Origin of the sequence: Azospirillum halopraeferens DSM 3675 (genome assembly GCF_000429625.1) — a bacterium.
Taxonomy (GTDB): domain Bacteria; phylum Pseudomonadota; class Alphaproteobacteria; order Azospirillales; family Azospirillaceae; genus Azospirillum; species Azospirillum halopraeferens.
In genome coordinates this window covers 362826-382952 of the sequence record NZ_AUCF01000004.1, presented here as the reverse complement: position 1 = coordinate 382952, position 20127 = coordinate 362826, and the positions used below count along the sequence as shown (strand labels likewise).

General features: G+C 68.5%; 13 protein-coding genes. 6 read left to right on the top strand and 7 right to left on the bottom strand.

Features of this window, described 5'->3' with window-relative positions:
• Positions 1 to 21: 21 nt before the first annotated feature.
• Both G472_RS0105340 and G472_RS0105335 read right to left on the bottom strand, forming a co-directional pair.
• On the bottom strand, positions 22 to 1869 hold the full coding sequence (locus tag G472_RS0105340) for a UvrD-helicase domain-containing protein (RefSeq protein ID WP_211100144.1): 1848 nt from the start codon (positions 1867 to 1869) through the stop codon (positions 22 to 24).
• Positions 1870 to 1915: 46 nt separating this feature from the next.
• Complete coding sequence (locus G472_RS0105335; protein ID WP_029007540.1) at positions 1916 to 3880, bottom strand: ATP-dependent nuclease; 1965 nt, start codon at positions 3878 to 3880, stop codon at positions 1916 to 1918.
• 226 nt (positions 3881 to 4106) lie between these two features.
• Between G472_RS0105335 and G472_RS31435 the strand changes: the two genes are divergently transcribed.
• Positions 4107 to 5264: a hypothetical protein gene (locus G472_RS31435; RefSeq protein WP_051340454.1), complete on the top strand. Its 1158-nt coding sequence runs from the start codon at positions 4107 to 4109 to the stop codon at positions 5262 to 5264.
• Between the two features lie 42 nt (positions 5265 to 5306).
• Positions 5307 to 5624 carry a hypothetical protein gene (locus tag G472_RS0105325; protein ID WP_029007539.1) on the top strand — a complete coding sequence of 106 codons (318 nt, stop codon included), beginning with the start codon at positions 5307 to 5309 and terminating at the stop codon, positions 5622 to 5624.
• A 176-nt stretch (positions 5625 to 5800) separates the two neighbouring features.
• On the opposite strand, the gene G472_RS0105320 is transcribed toward G472_RS0105325, so the two are convergent.
• Positions 5801 to 6769 (bottom strand): BrxR family transcriptional regulator, encoded by a 969-nt coding sequence (locus tag G472_RS0105320; RefSeq protein WP_029007538.1) that lies wholly within the window; start codon positions 6767 to 6769, stop codon positions 5801 to 5803.
• Positions 6770 to 6918: 149 nt separating this feature from the next.
• Between G472_RS0105320 and G472_RS0105315 the strand changes: the two genes are divergently transcribed.
• The 4 genes from G472_RS0105315 (at position 6919) to G472_RS0105300 (ending at position 9127) form a co-directional block, all read left to right on the top strand.
• Entirely contained in the window at positions 6919 to 7194 is a 276-nt protein-coding gene (locus tag G472_RS0105315) for a hypothetical protein (RefSeq protein WP_035691095.1), read from the top strand.
• Between the two features lie 13 nt (positions 7195 to 7207).
• On the top strand, positions 7208 to 7726 hold the full coding sequence (locus G472_RS0105310) for a hypothetical protein (RefSeq protein WP_029007536.1): 519 nt from the start codon (positions 7208 to 7210) through the stop codon (positions 7724 to 7726).
• Entirely contained in the window at positions 7723 to 8346 is a 624-nt protein-coding gene (locus G472_RS0105305; RefSeq protein ID WP_029007535.1) for a DUF429 domain-containing protein, read from the top strand. The genes G472_RS0105310 and G472_RS0105305 overlap by 4 nt, the downstream gene beginning before the upstream one ends.
• Before the next feature lie 448 nt (positions 8347 to 8794).
• Entirely contained in the window at positions 8795 to 9127 is a 333-nt protein-coding gene (locus G472_RS0105300) for a hypothetical protein (RefSeq protein WP_029007534.1), read from the top strand.
• Positions 9128 to 9230: 103 nt separating this feature from the next.
• Here the strand turns inward: G472_RS0105300 and G472_RS37945 are convergent, their stop codons facing one another.
• The 4 genes from G472_RS37945 to G472_RS31425 form a co-directional block, all read right to left on the bottom strand.
• Complete coding sequence (locus G472_RS37945; protein WP_211100143.1) at positions 9231 to 9485, bottom strand: hypothetical protein; 255 nt, start codon at positions 9483 to 9485, stop codon at positions 9231 to 9233.
• Between the two features lie 77 nt (positions 9486 to 9562).
• Complete coding sequence (locus tag G472_RS31430; RefSeq protein ID WP_035691094.1) at positions 9563 to 11395, bottom strand: DUF262 domain-containing protein; 1833 nt, start codon at positions 11393 to 11395, stop codon at positions 9563 to 9565.
• 48 nt (positions 11396 to 11443) lie between these two features.
• Positions 11444 to 13498, bottom strand: coding sequence for a UvrD-helicase domain-containing protein (locus G472_RS0105290; RefSeq protein ID WP_029007533.1), 2055 nt, complete (start codon positions 13496 to 13498; stop codon positions 11444 to 11446).
• Complete coding sequence (locus G472_RS31425) at positions 13498 to 20124, bottom strand: DEAD/DEAH box helicase (RefSeq protein ID WP_051340453.1); 6627 nt, start codon at positions 20122 to 20124, stop codon at positions 13498 to 13500. The genes G472_RS0105290 and G472_RS31425 overlap by 1 nt, the downstream gene beginning before the upstream one ends.
• Positions 20125 to 20127: the final 3 nt, after the last annotated feature.

Below are 20127 nucleotides of genomic sequence, written 5' to 3'. Positions count from 1 at the left end.
GATCGGAGGGCTCTGGCCCCCTCAACCGGCAACTTCAGGGACGCCGGCTTGGCGCAGCAGCTCGTACAGGGCATCCACCTTCCGGCGCGCCCCACGCCCGGCGCAGTACGTGAAGAAGACGCGCTGCTTCGCCCGGGACAGCGCGACGAAGAACGTCGCCAAGCCCTCAGGGTTGGTGGGGCTGTAGCTCCACCACTGGTCATCGTCCAGGCCGAGGAAAAGGACCGTGTGGTACTCGAGCCCCTTGCTCTTGTGAATGGTCAGGAGCGGGACCTGATTGAGCCCTTCGCACCGGTTCAACACCGAAACCCAGTCGGCGGCCCCGTCAGCCGACTCCGAGAAATGCACTCTCAGCGCCTCAATGGCAATCGCGAGCGCCTCCCCCTGGCCGTACTGTGGGATGGCCCGCGCCAGGGCCGCCGGATCGAGAAACTGAACGACGGCATCCATGATGCCGCCGGCGGCGTCAGGCGAGGGCGGCACGCTCGCCAAGCGCCGGCGCAGCGCCGACACGAACTCGTCCAGTCCCCGTTCCGCCCTGCGGCAGGACGCCTCGTCGTCGGGAGCGGCGGCGCGCAGGAGCATGGCCGCCTCGCTGGCGGTTTCCCATGCGCCCGGGGCCTGCCTCTCGGCCGCCAGGCGGAGCACGGCCACCGCCATCCGGGTCAGATCCTCCGCGAGAAGATCCTGCAGCGAGGTGCGGCCAACCGCCCTGCTCTCGTTGCGCAGTTGCAGTCCGTTTGCGGCGAACGCGTGCTGCAGCGCCGGCTCCATCTTATCGGCGCGCTGGCGCACCAGGAGGCCGTAGTCGCGGGGCGACAGTCCGTTGCACGCCTGATCCTGCGCGATCCAGGCCGCAATCGCATTGGCCTCCCTGACCTCGTTGCTGAACTGCCAGATTTGGGCAAGATCCCCGTCAATCCTGCGCTCCGCCCTGGCCACCACCTCGGCGGCGTCCGGTTCGAGCGCAAGTGCCACTACGTGCTGGATGCGCACGAGGTCTGGAGAGGAGCGGTAGTTGCACAGCAGCGGGATGCCATCCGCCCGAAAATCCTCTTGGAAGCGCTTGAACGCGTCCGGACGCGCTCCCGCCCACAGCATGATGCGCTGCTTGTCATCACCGACGGCCGTCAGCACCGCCTCACTTCCCCCGAACGCTGTGCTCAGCAGCCCATACTGGGCGTACGTGACGTCCTGGAACTCATCCAGGAACACGAACCGGTAGGTGAGGCGCAGCGCTTTGCGGATTTGGGGGTTGGCCCGCAGCAGCAGGTCTGCGAGGCGGTTGATCATGACGAACGTCAGCCGGCTGCCTCCGGGCGCGTCAAGACTTGCCCTCCACCAGCGCTCGACCGCCCATTCAATCCCGTTGGACGGTTCGGCTTCTCCGAGCGGCAAGCTCGAACAGCCAAGGCAGCGCGCCTCGAACTGGTCTGCGCCAATTCCGGCGATCTCATCGCGCCATTCACGCCGCGGGGCCTGCTCCGCCGCCTCCCGAATGAAGCCGTTTACATCGGCGTGTGTCGCAATAACGACATGGTAGGGCCGCGTCGGCCGCCAGCTCTCCGGAATTGCGGAACCGAAGCGGTCAACCATCCCCTTGGCAAACGCGTCGAACGTCATGGAGACGAACCGGCGGGTGGGCTCGGACGGACAGCGGAGGGCGACACGGGCGGCCAGGGTGGCCGCCGCATCCTTCTTAAAGCTGATGGCGAGGATGCGTGCGGGGTCGGGACAACGCGCCGTTTCCAGGAGGAAGACGGCCCGCTGGGCGAGGAACTCGGTCTTGCCGGCCCCAGGTCCGGCGACGACAGCCGTGTTCCGTTCCGCCTTGAGCGCCCGCCAAGCGGCATCCTCAAGTTGCTCCACGCCCCTGGGATGCCATGCGTCTTCTGCTATTGCCGGCATCGCACCGTCACCTCTCCCCGTCTTGCGGCGGTATCGGCGCTATGCTGCGCGCCACGTGCTCCAGCAGCGCCTTGATCTCCACCGGAGCCGTGTTGGCGAGGCTCCGGGCGTCGATGTCACCCAGGGCCCGCAGGTGAGTGGTCGGCTTGCCGCGGCCGAGGAACAGGTACCGGTACCAGCGGAAGTCGTCGTCGTAGGAGGGGTCGTACAGGTCGGCGCGGCCATCCTGACCCAGCGTGGTTTCCTTGGCTTTTGCGGCATCACCCTGCGGTCCCCGCCCACCTTCGGCCGGGCGGCGGTACTGTGGGGGAAAGGCACGCAGCATGGACAGGTCGATGTCCAGCGGCTCCGAAAAGAAGACGCCAAGCGCGCGAAGATGGTCGATCCAGCCGCGTAAGCTGGCGAGATCCGGCGGGCCAGCAGCAATTTCGGCAAGCTTTGCCTCGGCCTCCTTGGCCGCCACGCCGAGGACCTGCTCGGGTGCGTGGCCGTATTTGATGAGCTGCGCGCACGCGGTGTGGATACGGCCCCACCCGCCCCCGTCGCGTCCGAAATCGAGGTCAAGCAGCGTCGCGTGCGGAATTTCGAGATCGTTCAGCAGGCGCCAGAGGTGGTTCACGTGCCGTCCGCCGAGCGGTACCACGGCGACGAACGAGCGGTCGATGTGGAGTCCCATCGCATCGGCGATGCGCGGCAGCACGATCTGCTCGGAGCTTCCCTCCCCCAAGATGACGAAGCGCGCGAAGTAGAGTTCGGGATAGGCATGCACCGCCTCGCGCACGAACTTCCCGGCCTCGTCGGCATCGGGCGGCAGCCGGATCTCGTTGACCGCGGCGCAGCGGGTCGCCGTGTCCAGTCGAAAATGGCGCACGTCCTCCGGCCGGACCCGTCCCAGAATGCCGGCCGAATGGCTGGACACGACTGCCTGTGCGGCCTGCGTTCCCGCGAGCTCCTGCAGTTGCCCAACAATCCGCGAGAGGTAGAACGGGGAGAGGCAGTTCTCCGGCTCTTCCAGCAGGAGGATGGTGAGAACGGGAAGAGCGATGTCGTCGGCGCGAAAGCCGCTGCCCGCCCGGCGAAGCCCGGCTTCCACATCGAGCGTTGCCGCGGTTACCGCAATGTGGAACAGCGAGCGCTGGCCGTCGCTGAGGCTGTCGAGGCCGCGTTCCAGCCCGGCACCGTCGGGCCGGAACAGCACCTCGACCTTTCTGACGAATTCTTCGAACCGCTGGTCGATGGGACGGAAGGCCGGAGTGGCGAAGGTGCCACCGCCGTGGACCTCGTGCCACCGCTTGGTGACCGCCTCGGTGATGGCGGCCACCGCGGGCTCACCGGTGAAGGCCGCCTCCAAAACCCGGCCGGCTTCGGCGAGGGCGTCACGCGTGTTCCGCGACCACTCAACCGCACGCCACAGCCGTCCCCGGACCAGTGCGTTCACCTGCGAGGCGGCGTCACGCGTCGCCGGGACATAGACGACCTGGATGCGTCCACGATCCCTGGGTGAGACGTCCCGGCAGTCATCGGCCGAGTACTCCGGTGCCAGTGTGCCGATGGCCAACAGCTTGGCTTCGATGGCTCCCTCCGCCGTACCGTCCTCCTCCCAGGCCGCTTCGAGACGCAGGCGGCATTTCAGCACGCCACCTTCGTCGGCAGCCATGTGATGGAAGAATTGCGGAACGGCGGCTGTGCTGCTGGCGGCATCCTCCAACTCCGGAAATGCCAGGATCACCTCGATGGCAAGGGAGCGCCGGGTGGGCGGCGTGGCTTCCCCTGCGGGCACGTGAAAGTCACCGCGGACCAGACGCCGCTGCTCCTCGGTGACGCCGAACATGCGCCTGAGGGCGTGCATGAGGGCAGTCTTCCCGGCACCGTTGGCACCAACCAGCGCGGTCATGCCGTGCGCTAAGCGAACGGTCAGCGGCTTAGGCCCGAAGCAGCGGAAATTGTGGAGCGTGATGCTTTCGATCTTCATTGCGCGCCTCCGTACCTTGCCCCGTCGCCCCAACCGCCAGCGTGCATGCAATTGATTCTGTATGCCTGTGAAGTGTTAAAAAGTCCCTGACAGCAACCGGGCGTTCCGCAGCGGTACGGCAGCGCAGCGTCAATATGAGCAAACGCAGGGGTTGTCACATCCGACGGAATATGGAGGATGGGGGCTGGCGTACAGCCACGCCACACAACGAAACGTCGGGGCCGGCATGAGCGAAGACATCTACCTCATCGCGGAGGGGGGAACGCTGGTGCGACTGTCGCCGCGCCCCTACGAGAACGAGGATCTCCTGCAGCGGCTTCTCGCCTCGCACCCCGAGGTCCTTGGATTCGGCGACTCCGGCACCGAGCGGCGGCTCATGCTGATCGCCCGCGAGCAGGGCGTGCCGGATACGGACGGCGGCGACGCGCGCTGGTCACTCGATCACCTGTTCCTCGACCAGGATGCCGTGCCGGTGCTCGTGGAAGCCAAGCGGGGGTCCGATCCCCGCGCCCGCCGCGAGGTGGTGGCCCAGATGCTGGACTATGCGGCGAACGGCGTCGTCTACTGGCCGATGGCCGAGCTGCGCTCCGCCTGGGAACGGACGTGCGAGCAGCAGGCGCGCGCGCCCGGCGACGTGCTGGCCGAGCTCATCGGCCCCGAGGCAGACCAGGACGAGTTCTGGCGGCGCACCGAAGCCAACCTGCGCTCCGGCCGGGTCCGGCTGGTCTTCGTGGCCGACCGCATCCCGCCCGAGCTGCGGCGCATCATCGAGTTCCTCAACGAGCAGATGCGCCCGGCCGTCGTCATCGGCATCGAGATCAAGCAGTATGTCTCCGACACCGGCCTGCGGTCCCTGGTGCCGCGCGTGGTCGGGCAGACCGCGGCGTCGGAAGCGGCGAAGTCCGAAAGGCCGGCGCGCGAGCCGATCACCGACGAGCAGTGGTGGGCCGCGTTCGAGGCGCAGCACGGCGCGGCGATGCGACAGCTTGGCCAAGCCGTCGTGCAGTCGTGGGCGGAGCTGTACGACACCGTCGCGATCACCAGCGCGCAGGACTCGTACTTCGCGGCCAAGCGCATCGGCAACAAGCTGCGCTATGCCCTGTTCCTCGAGCGCGCGGGACGCATCAGCCTCGCGACACGATGGCTCAGCTACACGCCCGGCTTCACCTCGGAAGCCGCGCGGCGCCAAGCCATGGACACGCTGGAGGGGCTGCTCGGCGAACCGTTGTCCACACAGAACACCAGCGGCTTTCCCGCCTTCCGCCTCGACCGCTTGACCGACCCGGCGGTGAGAACCGCGTTCCTGGAATATTCACGCTGGCTATCCGAGGCGATGGCAACGCCCGAGGACGCGCGCGCGGACGCCGGCCCGGCTGACCCGTGAAAGGGCGACGGCGCGGTCAGCCTTTCGGAACGATACGCCGCCATGGCGCCGCTGACCATCGAGGTCCCGCGCGGCGGGCGCCGTATCGTCGCAGCCCTGGTGATCGGCCGGAAGGGCATTGCGTTCGCCGACGACGGTTGGAGCAACGGGCCATCCTACCACCCCATGCACGTCGTCGAGGGTCAGGTTGCGGGCGACGGACCCTGGATCATCGGGGCCGCTCAGATCCGAGAGATCGGGGCCGGTGATTCAGGGGTGCAACTGCACTGGAACGACTGGCGGCGTTCGGCCGAGCCATCCAAGCGCGGCCGCGCCGAGGCACTCCTGAGGGAGATGCTGGCGGCAGGCGGACTGCTGTAATGGTGCCGCGACAACAGGGATAGGCGCGCTTCCCGGGTCCCGCTCCATCGTGCGGGCGTTTGCCATGCGGGAAGGACGGGACGGCGCGCCGAAGCGCCGGCATGCGGCCCTGGGCGCGGTCATCGGCGATTTGCCGGCGCGGCAGTCCCAAGCGGAAACGGGATGCGCACCAGCGATCACGCGGTGGTCGTCACCATGCCTTCGGCAGCCGCCCCCTCCCACGCGGTTTCCGGCGGCACGCGCATGCGGGGCGGCAACGCCCCGGTCACCTCCTCCCTGTTGCGGACGACCAGCGGCTCCTGGTGTGGCGCCTTGCGCGTGCTCTTCTCCTCGATCTGGTAGCGCTTGAGGAAGTAGACGATCATCGAGCGCCGCATCGGCACGCAAAGCATGCCGTCCCTCATCCCGTACTGCTCGGCGATGTGCCGCCGCTGCTCATCGTCGAGGTCGGGGTTGGGCTCCAGTTCGACGACGAACTCTTCGTGCCACTCGGCGTCGTCCCTGGCCTTCAGCGTGGTGTCGTGCATCCCCGCCATCACGTCAACGACGCGGTCGAGGACCAAGTCGCCGAACCGTTCATGGTCGCGGCGGTAGCAGCGGCACGCCCACCGGAAGCCGTCGTGGCACAGGGCGTGCGGGAAGATCCGGACGGCGTCAGCGTCGTCCCGGTGCGGGGACTTGTAGAGGATGTCGATTTCCTTTCCCGCCCGGATGGCCTGCATGATCGCCCGCAGGCATATCGGGTCGATCCGCTTCCGTTCGAGGGTTTCCACAAGCTTGATCTCGATGCCGCTGGCGTTGGCGCGCTCGGCGGCCGTGAACATGGCGGGGGTTGCTTCGCCGCTGATGCAGAAGCGAAGGTAGTCCTCCGCATCGGGCTCAATGATCTTCGTGCGGAACTCGTCCTCGGCGACGTAGCGGTTGACAGCCTTTTCGAACCGCATTCCTCCCCCGATGTCTTCTATATACACCTTGAAATCATGAGCCACGGTGTTTTCTGAAACATCGAAGAAATCTGCCATCTTGGACTTGTTGATAACCTCCTCCCAGAACAGCATGAACTCAATGTATTGCAGGCGTTCGCGTCGTTCCCGGTTCTGCGAGGTGTACTTGGCGGGCAGGTTCTTGGCGTCCTTTACCTTCATGCTCCCGACTCCCCATTGACCGTGAGGCGCAACCCTCAGAATTGAGGGGGCCTACTGCCCTGCAACAGTTACTGATGCTGGTCCGACGTGTCCATGCCATTGTCTCACCAGGCGCCGCGGCCGCCAACCTCGAATGAACGGTGAGTGCAATGCTGACATACACCAAGCATGCGCAGAAACGCGCGAAGGGGCGGGCAATCCCGGAGACGGCCATCGAACTGGTCTCCGACTTCGGCAAGTGGAGACGGCGCGGCCAGGTGGACGTGGTCTTCCTGGACCGAAAGAGCCGCGCGCGATTGCGGCGGCACATCGGCGGTGCGGCGTACAAGGACATTGAGCGGAAGCTCCGGTCCTACGTCGTTTACCTGGACGACGGCTCGATCAAGACGGTGGCGTACCGCCTTGGCCGCATGAAGACGGCGTGAGGAGGCCGGAACCATGCTGATGACCACGTGGACTGGCCGGCAGGTCGATCCCTTCGCGCTGCGCCCTGAGGACGTCGATCTGCGGGATATCGCGCACGCGCTGTCGCTGCAGTGCCGCTTTGCCGGGCACACCAGCGCCTTCTACTCGGTCGCCGAGCACAGCGTGCTCGTGTCGATGGCGTGCCCGCACGAGCATGCGCTGTGGGGCCTGCTGCACGACGCGGCGGAAGCCTACCTCTCGGACCTCCCGTCGCCAGTGAAGCGCCGGCTGCCGGCCTTCGCCGAGGCCGAGAGCGCGGTTCTGGCGGTGATCGCCGAACGTGCCGGGCTGCCCCTGCCCGTTCCCGACGCCGTGTGGGAGGCCGACCGCCGCATGCTCGTGGCGGAGCAGCAAACGCTCATGCGACCGGCGGCAGACAGGGACGCCGTTCGAAGCGGCATCCTCGGGCTGGCGCCCGCGGCGGCGCAGGGGCGCTTTCTCGCCCGTCTGGCCGAGCTCGCCGTGAACACCGCATTAGGGAGGCAGTCATGATCGTGCTCGGATACGATCCCGGCGGAGCCGACAGCGCTAACGGCGTTGCGCTCCTCGACGCGACCGGTGAGCGCGTTACGCACGCCACGCAGTCCGTGTGCAGCGTGGACGAGGCGGTGGCGTGGTTCGAGGGGAAAGTCGACGGCCGAGCCCCCGACGCGGCCGGCATCGACACGCTGCTGTACTGGGAAACCGGGCGGTGCGGCTGGCGCCAAGCCGACCGCTGGCTGAAGCAGCGCTATCCCGACGTGCGGGGCAGCGTCTTCTCGGCCAACTCCGCGCTCGGCTGCATGGCGGTGCAGGGCATGGCGTTGGCCATGCGGCTGCGGGAACGATGGCCGGGGATCGCGCTCAGCGAAGCGCACCCCAAGGTGCTCTATCGCGCGCTCTCGGGGCGGCGGTACGCCTGGGGAGCTGCGATGGACGCGTGGCTCGGCACGCATCTCGGGCGTCCCGCGGGAACCGGCTGCGCCAACGACCACGAGTGGGATGCCCTCATCTCCGCCTGGGCCGCCTGGATGGGGAGCACCGGGCGGTGGACGCTCGACCTCCGGAGCCTGTCGGCAGCCCCCATTGAGCCGGTTCGTGACGTCACGTACTGGTGGCCCCCGGACGTGTGATGCCGGCGACGCAGGGCCTTGAGCTGAAAGGCTGATGCGTGGTGGTGCCGGCGCGCTTCCATCAAGTGGCATGCGCGCCGGTAACTGCCCGGCGTTCCAAGTCCATCCATATACACGGCGCACAGCAGGTGCCACGCCATCAGGTCCGGCGACCCAGCATGCAGGAGAGGGCCGCCGGCCGCGCATCGCTGCGCGCGCCGTGCCCCCGCGCGCAAGCCGCCACCGCACGACGCGCCGTATGAAAAAGTGCTGGATCCCGCACCGCCTATTTGCTACCATAGGAAGTATATAGCGTGCCGCGCGCTACCAAGACGCCGCGGTGCCGGCTCGGCTTCCCCTCCCGCAGACGCCGCCCGCGGGTGGCCGAGCGGCTGTCGATGCCGCCGCGCGCCGGCGTGCGGCCGCGGCGCGGCAGCGCCCTCCCATCATCATAGCCCGAGGACTTCCCATGACCGACGACCGGGTTCATGGCCGCCACGGCGCGCGCCCGTCGCTCGCGCCACCTCCCGCCTCCCGCGTGGTCTGGCTGGTGAGCGGCCTGCTCGCCGTCACCGACCGCGACCTGCCGGCGGCGCTGCACAAGCTCGCCGACCACGCCGACGACTGCCTCCCCGGCTTTCCCACCGCCAACATCGGCGGCATCATTATGCACGGCCGGCTGAAGCTGACGTGGAGCATCGGCGTGCCGCGCGAGGAGGTGCTGCCGGCGCTGCTCGATGAGCCCGACCCGAAGGCCAGCTACCGGCTGCTGACGCTCACCGTCACCACATTCGCCGACTGACGCCGCCCGCGCGGCCCGCCGCCGTCTCCCCCGTCCCGTCCCCCGCACGCCCCCGTCCCGCGGCCGGTTCCTCGCGGGCGCGCGGCGCGTTGCGCGCGTGGTGTTATCCAGCTGGCAAACAGTGTTCGTTTCCGTTGACACGAGGTGCCGTGATGGGGCGCTCCTCCCAACGGACGGCCGTCACAATCCCCCAGTTGCCGACCGCATTGGGACGCCGCCAGCACGCCTTGGGCATGGCGCGCAGCTCCCGCAAGGCTTGGTAATAGTCACCAACCTTCCGCTCCGCTCCCTTGGGGCCGATGGTGTAGCCGCTGCCGTTGCCGAGCTCCGGCACGAAGGCAGTGCCGTCGCGCGCCACGGGCACCGCCAGGGTCGGCGTGCCGGCGCTGGCCGGCGCCAGCCCCGCAGGCGGCATCGTGCCGGCTGTGGTCGGCCCTATTCCACAGCCGGCTGCAAAGGGACCGCGCTGTCCCCGGCGGGGGCGGGAGCAGGCGCCGCATCGCCGAAGATGCTGTAAAGCCGCAGGCGTTTGCGGATCAGGTCCTCGCGCGCCGCGACGAACTCCGGCAGGGCCTCCGGTACCCACAGGTGGGGTTCAGGTGGGATCAGGTGCGCATCCAAGAAACCGCCGTCGCGCGTGCGTATCCAGTCCCCGAACGGCATGCCGGCCTTTTCGGAGTTCTCCCGGCCCAGCAAAAGCTGCAGGTTGCCGATCCGGTCGACGCAGTCCAGGATCTCGACGATGCGGCTTTCCGGAACGCCGCGCCCCTGAAGGCTGCGGCGGGTGCAGAGTGTGCGCGGGATGATGTGGTCGATGTGGTAGATCGACGACGACCAGTTCTGCTCGTCGTAGAGAGTGGACAGGGCAAGGAAACTCGTGCGCTGTCCGTAGGTTGTCTCCAGCAGGGCCGCCACGTTCGCCTCCTCGTCGAAGGCAACGACCCGTCCGCGGCGCTTACGCAGCCCATCGGTCAGGGCATGAAACGGGAAGTCGCGCTCCGTTTCCATCGCCTCGCGGAGCAGGGTGCGAGAGGTGCCGATGGTCTGGTCCGACGTCCCGCCGAACACGCTGTTCAACAGCGCGCCGAGGAGCCATCGCCGGATCCGCAGCCGGTTCTGGACCTCGAAGGGCGTCGTCCCGTCGAGCATCACGCCATTGCCAAGCTTGAACAGGTAGTAGGCGATCGGCAGCAAGGCGTTGGCGCTGGTCAGGGTGTCGCGGTCGATGCCGAAGCGGTTGACGAGCCGCAGCGTCGCCTCCAGCGCCCGCTTGATCTCCGGCCAGTTTCGCTGGATGACGGTCAGGTTCGCCGTGGTGAAATTGTTGACCTTGTAGACATGATCCAGATCGGACAGCACGAGACATGCCCGCATCACGAAGTCCTTGTTGAGGTCGTTCTTGCGGTCGAGTTCGTCGTTCAGGCGGTCGACGAAGTTGAAGATCTCCTCACGGGCATTCACCCCATCCCACTTGGAGGTGATCATCGACAGCAGAAGGTCGGACTTGCTGAGCTTCGTACCGCCATCGTTGGCGCGGATGAAGATGTCGAGCACACGATCGTAGCTCTGGCTCTTCTCCGTGTAGTAGGCAATCACATCGTCCTTCCAGATCGTGCGGTAGAGGCGGTCCAGGTTCCGTTCGACGATCCGGATCTCACCACGGGTCACCGTGTCGGGGAGGCCGTCGACGACGGCCTCCTTCAGCGCGTCGAACCGGTCGTCGTCGCGGCAGTCCAGAATGCGCCCGACCTTGAACCACAGGTGCTCGCCATCATCGGCGGGCGGCTCTTCGAAGAACCGCAGGCCGTAGGTGATGCCGACCTCGTCCTCTTCCCCCGCGTCATCTTTTCCCGGGTCCTTCAGAAGGTTCAGGTAGAGGCGCTGCTTCGACCAGGCCAACGGATTGTCCCAGCGCTTGTGCTTCAGCTTGACCGTGTAGCTGCCGCGCAGCCCGATCAGCAGGGAGGTCAGGCGCTGCTGCCCGTCGAGCACGAGAACGACGTCACGGCCGTCGGTCTCGGCCGGTTCGTTGTGCACCTGGCCGTATCGGAAGTTCTCGACGAACTGATAGATGTCCCAATTGCCGCGGTTCTCCGGCTGCAGCTCCCAGAACAGGAAAGAGCTGATCGGGTAGCCCTTCAGCAAACTGTCGAACAGCGCCACAACCTGCGAGGCTTCCCACACATAGGGGCGCTGGATGGCCGGCAGGAAGTAGGACCGGTTGATCTGGTCGAGAACGTCGGCAATGGTCGTGGATGCGTAGGACATGGCAACCTGAGCAATCGATGACGTGAATCACATCGGCGAAAGAGGCGGTCACCCGCACTCCACCACCAGCAGCCACTGGCGCGCCCGCGTCGCGGCGACATAGCGTTCCAGGCGGCGGCGGTCGTCGAACTGGCCGTCGACGACCATGGCGACGGCTTTGAACTCCAGGCCTTTGATGCGCCGCATGGCGCCCAGGCGCACGCCGGGCTCGACCGGTCCGGGGTCGGCCTTGTTGGCCTGCAGCTCCAGGCTGGGAATGTTCAATGCGTTCAGGGCCGAGCGCACCTCGCCGAACACCGGGGCGACGCAGATCTCATGCGTGCCGACCTGATGCGTGCCGCACAGGCCCTTGACCCATTCAGCAATCGCAGTCCCCGCCTCTTCCCAGGTGGTGACCTTGACCGCGACCGGCTCCGACGCCCGGAAGACCGAACGGTCGCCGGTGGTGTCGGCGTGGCCACCGTCCAGGTCGTTGATGTCCATGCCGCTGAGCAACGAATGGGCCCAGCGGCGGATCTGCTCGCTGGTGCGGTAGTTGATCTTGAGCCGACGGGAGCGCCCGACGACGTTGATGCCGGCGCGCGACAGCGGGATCTTGGCCTGCCGGTTGATGCGCTGGTGGCCATCGCCGAAGACGCACAGGGGATTGCTCGCGTCCTCCTCAGTCCGGCTGAGCGCCGCGATCAGCCGCAGCCCTTCCAGTCCGAAGTCCTGGAGTTCGTCCACAAGCACATGCCGGTAGCGGGGGAACCCGCCTCGCTCGACGATCAGGCGTGCCTGATGGACCGTCCCCTCGAAGGTCAACAGACCGCGCTTTTGCAGAAGCCGGTTGAAGGCCTGGAACCAAGTCCACAGCCGGCGGCGCTGCTGGCGCGACAGCCGTGAGCGGCCGGTGCGGGCGGCGGTGAGATACTCCTCCTCGCTGTCGATGCCCATGGCATCGACGACCTCGTCGTATTCCTGCCGGATGAAGTCGCGATCGAACGCACCATCTCCCTCGGACGCCGGGTCGCGCTCGGCGAACACCGCCGACCACAGGGCACTCAGGTCCTGCTCGTCGGCGACGCGACCCTGCCATCCGGCGCGCAGGCAGATCGTGCGGGCCAGTTGGTGCAGATTCGTCACCTCGATCCGCTTTGCCGCGGTCGGGTTGAGCTTGCGGATCAGATCCTCGATGGTCACCGACAGGTTGGCCGAGAAGGTGGTGACCAGCACCTTGTCCTTGCCGTCCGGCAGCCGTTCGGCCAAGTGCACGGCCCGGTGCATCAGCACCACCGTCTTGCCCGTACCGGCCGCCCCACTGATCTTGACGGGGCCCTTGACGTCCCATTCCTTGAGCTTGCGCTGGTAGGGGTGCAGGAAGACGCGCCACGCCTCGATGTCCTCGGCGAGGATGCGGCGAAGCTCCTCCTCCCCTTCCACCAGCACCAGGTCGGCGCTCGCGACCTGGGCCAGCTTGGAGAAGTCGCCGGGACCTTCCGGTCGCGCCGCACCGGCATCGACCGCCCCCAGCGTTTCCTCCAGCGCCTCCTCCAGGGAACGGCCAGCTGCCACCCAGAACAGCACCTGTCCCGCCTCGGGCGGCAGGTATCCGACCACCTCCTCAAAGGCGGCATCGTTGCGGATGGCGCGCACCGCCGGGATCAAGGCGCGGGGCACGCCGGCCTGGAACAGCTCGTCGTCGGACAGCCGGTCCAGCGGGTATTCCTCCGGTGATTCGTCAGACGGCGGCTCGGCCGAGCGGCTGCGCTCCGCCGCCTCCTCGGCCATCTCGATATCGAAGACCTGCAAAACGCCCAACGTGCCATGCGCCTCGAACCGCTTGTTGCGGCACCAGCGGTAGGCCTCGTCGTGGTGGTCCACGTGCATCAGGAGGAACGTGTCGCCCCGCTGCGGCGCGATGACGATGGCGCGCCAGTCGTCGCCGACGCGGGCACTGCGGACCTTGTCGTCGACGGTCTGCTCCACCGTCTCCAGGTGGATGCTGGCCTGGGTGCTGTCCTCCTGGAACTTGCGGATCAGTTCCGACACCTTCTTCTGGACCTTGGCGGGAAGGCGCCCGAAGTCCTTCAGCACGTCCCGGTGCAGCATCAACGTTGCCATCAGACAGTCTCCTTGCTGGCGGCCAGAATCGACGCCATCCACCCGATCCCGTTGGCCTGGATCGCATCCGGCGTGACGACGGTCCAGCCGGCCCCCTCCCAGGCGGCGGCGAACGTCGACTGATCGCCGACCAGCAGACACACCGGTGGGCCGGCGCCCGGCCACGCCATTTCGGCGAAGCAGTCGTCCGGGGCGCCATCGAGATAGACCTCGATCTCCGGCATGAGGATGCCGGCCGCGGCCATCCGCTCGGCCAGCGGCCGCAGCGAGGGAAGGATGTTGTCCAGCACCGCGGACCAGTCGGCGGGGTCCGCCGCGTCACCGGCCAGCTCCAGATCCGGCGCCGTGCCCGCCGCCACCTCCGACACGCAGCACCAGTGGAAGCCGGCGGCGAACTGGAACAGGTTCGCCAGTCCCAGCCAGCGGCGCCAGCGCTCCAGGTACGTCGCCCCGGCGCGCTCCTCGGCGCTGTCGCCCAGGCGCAGGCGCGCCAGCACCCGCTGCCGCGCGCCGGCGGCAACATCCTCCTGGCGCCCCATCACCAGCAGGTCGCCACCCGGTGCCAGCCGCGTCGCATGGAACCAGGGACCGCTGCCCCCGGCCGCGGTCATGTCGGCGACCGGCAGTCCGGCCCGCCAGGCATCGTGCAGGTCCAGCATCTCCGAGGCCAAAGCGCCCCCGGCGTGCTTGCTGGCGAGGATGGTCAGGGGAATCAGCGCCATCTGCCCGGCCAGGTTCATCCAGCCGTCCGTATCGGGCCGGGCGAGGAAGGCGCAAAGCTGGGTCAACCCGTTGCCCAACGCGTCGGAGGCCGGTGGGCACACGACGCCGCCGGACTTCAGGATGGCAAGCTGCCCGTGCAGCACGTCGCGGATCTTGGCCGGCACCAACGCCAGCTCCGCCTCGGGCCCGTCCAGCAGGTCGTGCCAGGTGATGCTCCACACCCAGCAGCGGCCGCTGGCCAGGATGGCGCGGCGCTTGGCGGCGTCGTCGGGCAAGCGGCTGGTCGGCTTGTCCGGTTCGGCGTGGTACTCGAACCCATCGGTAAAGACGGCAATCGGCCGGATGGCGGCATCATCGCAGGACAGCAGGAAGTCGGGCTGGCAGGGGATGGCTACCCCTTGGGTCGGCCCAAGCTTGGGTTGAAGCTGGACGTCCCAGACGCGGGTGTCCGCGCCCAGCCGGAAGCGGAAGCCCGCCGTTCCCTTGACCAGGGCCTTGTCCCATGATCCGCCGCCCGCCAGCACGATGGCCTGGAGACGGTCGATGAACTTCTTCTCCAGCACACTGCCATACTGGGAGGACACGGTGATGTCGTCGAGTGCCGCGATCTCCGTCCGTCGCTCGCCGGCCTCGATCATGGCGCGCAACAGGACGATGCCACGCTCGCGGCTGATCTCCTCCGCCTTGTATTGCAGGTGATAGGCACGGATGCAGCGGTAGCAGCCGTCGGTGTCGTCCTGCCCCAGCGCCGGCCCCAGCACGCGGCAGTCGCAGGATTCGAGCGCGTTCAGGGCAAGGCGCAGCACCGTCATGATGCCTTCGCCGGAGCGCTCCCCCTCCTGCTTGGGCACGAACAGGGACTTCAGGAAGCCGGTGCCGCCCGGCACCGCGTCCATCAGCACGAGGTACTGGCGGCGCACGTCCTGCCGGTGGTCGGGCAGCACCTGCGGTTCGATCAGCAGGTGGCCGGGGAAGCCGCGGAAGTGCAGCCGCAGGCCGAGGAAAAGGCAGGCCCGCAGCGTCGACACGTCGGCCGCCTCCAGGTCCGGCGGCAACAGGATGCGGATCGCCTCCGACTTCAGCTCGCGATAAAGATAGACGCGCTGCCATTTGTAGCCCGACGCCGAGCGCCCCTCGCGCTGCAGCTTCTCGGTGCGCTTGCGCCCCTGGCAACTCTTGCGATGGGACACGTGGTCGAGGTTGCCGTCGCCGTAGGCGACCACGCCGCAGTCCTGGCAGACGGGAAAGCCAAGCTCCGGAATCTTCTGGTCGGGCCCGAAGTCGAAGCTGGCGGGGGCATCGCCGGGGCCGCCGTTCACTTGGCGCAGCACCAGCGCGCTGCGGTACTCCAGGCCGAAGGCTTCCCCCTCGGTGCCGACCGCGCCGTTCACGCCTCCGGCGGTCTGGTCGAAGCTGGTGACTAGGCGATAGAATTTCCTGTCGCGCTCCTCGGCGCGGTCACCCGACAAGCTGTCGTAATACTCCATGTACGAAATGGCGCCGGATTGGGCGAAGTGCAGGAACGGTTTGTGCTGCGCCTTGTCCATCTGCGACTGCTGCTGCCGGTCGTAGCCACATTGGGGGCAGGCCGGCTTGGCGCCGGGGCGCTCCACCTCCTCCGCCGGCCGCATGTGGCCGCACTTGCCGCACACCGCCCAGGTCTGCACCAGCGGCTGCGTCTGGGTGCCAATGGAAAGCTGCTGGATGGCGAACTGGTGGCCGTGGGTGTAGAAGGTGTTGCCCGGCGCCAGTTCCCGGATCGCCACCGCGGCGGCGCGGGTGACGTCGATGGTGAGCGCGGTGCTCTCCTCCGCTGCCGGCCCCTCGCGGTCCCGGTAGACCGTCCCGGCCAACCGCACGCCCCGCTCGGGGAAGGCGTAGTTGGGCAGAAGTCCGTGCTCGGTCAACACCTCGAGCGCCGCCGTACGGTTCAGCGTCGCCAGGCGCGCCTTGAGAATGCGCAGCTCGCGCTCGACATCGCGCAGGCCGGCCTCGTCGCTGCCGTCGGCCAGCTCCCGCTTCTCGTCGTTGAGCCGGCGCCGCGCCGCCTCGATGGTGCGGACCTGCACCCCGAACTCGGCGGCCGCGTCGCGGATGCGCTGGTAGAGCCGCTCCATCGTCGCCTCCTGGCGGAAGCGGTCGCGCGTGTCATCGCCTATCTCGGTCCCGAAGCGGGACAGGAACGCCTGCTGCAAGACCGCCTCGTGCGCGGCGATCCAGCCGAGCAGCTCGATGATCGGCCCCTGCCCGCTGTCCATTTCCTCCACCAGCCGCTTGCCGCTGGCCGGCAGTTGGTCGACCACTCCCTCCTTGACCGCGCGGTCGATGCAGAAGGCGAGATACTGGCGCGCCAGCATGGCGCTGGCGTCCAGCCAGCAGCCCGGCGGCTGGACGGTGCCGGCGAGCATCTCCTCCGGCCGGGCGAAGAAGAACAGGTCGTGGGGACGCTGGTTCACCACCGACACCACCAGCGCCGTGCCGGTGGTCCGCCCGGCGCGGCCGATGCGCTGGAGGTAGCTGGCCGTGGTCGGTGGCACCGAGCACAGCATGGTGGTGGAGAGGTCGCCGATGTCGATGCCCATTTCCAGCGTCGAGGTGGCGGTGATGACGTTGGGATCGTCGGCGTGGGCGGCAGCGTTGAAGCGCCGCTCCAGGTCCTCCCGCTCGCTGGTGGTCAGCAGGCCGGTGTGCTCCTGCGCGAAGACGCGGCGCAGCGCCCCCTTGCGGTAGCGGGCGCGGTAGTAGTTCTGCCGTTCCGACAGTGGGGCGAGGCGGTAGCGGCCGTGCGGCGTGCTGCGGACCAGACTGGGCGCCCCCTCCCACACCGCGGCCTCGCCGGCCGGCCGGAACAGGGCGTGGCCACTGCCGTCGCAGCGCAAGAGATAGCCGTCCTCGAACAGGCGGGCGGCCGACGCGGCGATGGCGTATAGCGGCCCCTTGCCGTCCGCGCGGTCCAGGCGGGCGAACAGCCCGGCCGTCACCCCCTCGTCCAGCAGGACACGGTGCAGGTCGGCGATGGCGGTCTCGCTCACGCCCGCCAGGCGCGTCATCCCACCGAGGGCACGCCTAGCCCACAGGGTCGGCCAGGGCGCCCGGGCGCCCTTCTTCATGGTGGCGAGAAGAAAGGTGTGCTTCTGGTCGGGCTTGTCGGCCAACAGGCGCGGAACGTACTTCCCGTGCAGCGGATAGGTCTCCCGCCCCGGAACGATCCGCCCGTATTTCTTCTTTCCCCACAGCCCGCCGCGGGCGAAGGCGGCAACGAACTGGTGCGAAAGCCCCCCCTGCTCGCGCTGGCGCTGCAGGATGCCGTAGATCCACAGGCGCAGGGCCTCCGGCGTCACGCCGGCCAGCGCCGGATCGACGGCCGCCAGCCGTGCGTGCACGGCAGCCACCACGGCCGCGATCACGGCCGGGTCCCAGCCCAGGCAGGCGCTGGCGTTCTGTTCCAGAGTGCGCCCGTGGGTCAGCATCAGCCCGAACTCGCTGACCGCCTCCCAGGTCAGCCGGCGCGTCACCTCGGCCACCAGCCCGGCGGGCGGCGGCACGCCGGCGCCGTCGCGGTAGGCGACATAGGGGCCGTACTCGCGCAGGTCCGGCGGCAGCAGAGTGCCCATGGCCTCGACCGGGCTGCCGGGCCGGCCAGGAACGGCTTGTGCCCAGTACTCCAGCAGCCGTTCCCCGGCCTCCACCAGAGGCACACCGTCGCGCCCGGCCTCCCCGACGATGCGCTGGAGCGCCGTGCGGAAGGTGAAATGGTAGGTGCGGGCGGAGAAGAAGCCGGCGCGGTGGCTGGCGTCCTGGACGCTGTCGGTGAAGGCCAGCAGCTTGGGATCGCTGTTGAGGACCGAGCCGAACATCTCGTCGATGGCGACACTGGACACGGTGGCGGCGCGGCTGCCGATGAACATCAGGCTGTCGACGGCGCCGCAGTGCGGGCAGACCTTGCGCCCGGTCACCCTGCCGTCGTCCTTGCGCTTGCGCTCGTTGAGGAGCTTGACGCGGAAGCTGCGGGCCCCCGTCAGCGGGCACGATCCCTCGCCCTGGCGGGCGATCAGGCTCTCCGGGGCTAGATACCAGTTCATCATCGGCAGGGCCGGTGCGTCCGGGTCGCGCTCCCCCTCGTCGTCGGGGTGCCAGGGACTCATCACCACCAGCTCGGGCGAGGGAGCGCTGTCGATGCCGGAGCCCTGGTAGATCAAGGTGGGCTCGTCGATCAGCCGGAACCCGGTCACCCCCTGCGCACCAAGCGCCGAGCGGCTGTCGGGGTCGATCAGCGCCATCCAGGCGGACTCCCCGCACTCGCTGCAATGGGCGACGGGCAGGATGGGGGTGTCGGCGCGGCGCTCGTCCAGCCAGCCGAACTTCGGCTCCGGCATCACGAAGCGGCCGAGCCGGCGCAGTTCGCGCACCCACACCTGCACCTGCGTGGGCACCAGCGGCAGGGCGCGCCCGCTGCGGAGCTGGCGGGCCTGGGCGACTAGCGCGAAGAAGGCCGCGACGACCATGTCGCGGGCAGCGCGGTCGCCGACGGCGCGCAGCGCGAAGAAGCGGTCGGACAGCCCGTCCACCAGCGCGTCCCAGGTCAGCACCGGGCTCGCCGTCAGGTCGAGCAGCGCCTTGAACAGCTCCTGCCCGCGCAGCCATTGCCCCAGCTCCAAGCCCCAATATTTCTCGTCATCGGGCTTGTGCGTCACCCGGTCGGCCCAGCGGTTCTCCGCCGGGGACAGCGGGTAGGCCGGGGCGCCGAACAGCGGTGCGACGCGCCGGGCGAAGGCGGCGGCGGTCTCGTCGTCGGCCGGCGTGCAGTCGGCGGCCGACGGCAGCCGGTCGGGGGTGATGCGGCAGTTCAGGTCCACCATCTCCCAGATGTCGAGCCGGTTGCCTTCCTCGCTGACGATCATCGCCGGCGTGAAGTCTTCCTCGAACAGCGTCCCGGCGAACTCGGCCAGCCGCTGCAGCGGGTCCATCTCCTCCTCGGTGCGGCCGCCGGCGATGGTGGCGCTGGTGCCGACGCAGCAGAGATCCCCCTTGGCGATGTCCAGCCGGTCCTTCAGGCGGCGGATCAGGCAACCGACGTCGGCGCCCTGGGCACCGTCGTAGGTGTGCAGCTCGTCCAGCACCAGATAGCCGAGCCGGCCGGGCGCGTTGTGGCGCCAGACGGGCCGGTACTTCGGCTTCATCAGCAGGTAGTCGAGCATCTTGTAGTTGGTCAGCAGGATGTCCGGCGGGTCGTCCAGCATGGCGGCACGGTCGGTGATGTGCCGGCACTGCTCCCGCCCGTTCTCCACGACCACGGTCATGCGGGAAACGGCGCCGTCCCGCGGCCGTTCCCCGCCGCCGCCTTCGTCCTCCGCGTCGTCGTCGCGGCCGGTGAACAGGCCGACGCGGACCCGCGCCCGGCGGTCCGGCCCCGCCCCCTCGTGCAGTTCGGGACGGTTGAAGATCTCCTCGGCGAAGCGGCCGGCCTGGTCGGAGGCCAGCGCGTTCATGGGGTAGAGGATGATCGCCTTGATTCCCGCCTCGCCCCGCTGCACCGCGCGCAGAGCGTGGTCGAGCACGGGGTACATGAAGCACTCCGTCTTGCCCGAGCCGGTGCCGGTGGTAACGATGGTGCTCTCCGGCGCCCGCCCCTTGGACGAGAGCCGCTGCCACGCCTGCCACTGGTGGCGGAAGGGGTGGAAGGGCGGCGTCAGGTCGAACAGGGCCGCTGGATCGTAGGTGTCCGGCGCCGGACGGAATGGCCGGCTGAGCCGCACCCATGGCCCCTTGAACAGCCCGCCCGCGGGGTCGTTGACGAAGGCGGCGAAGGCCTCCTCCTCCTCCGGCCGGCGGAAGTTGAAGGTGGCTTCCAGATAGTGGCGGATCTGCCGCCGGACGTTCTGGGCGAGGGTGGCCGGCAGCATGGC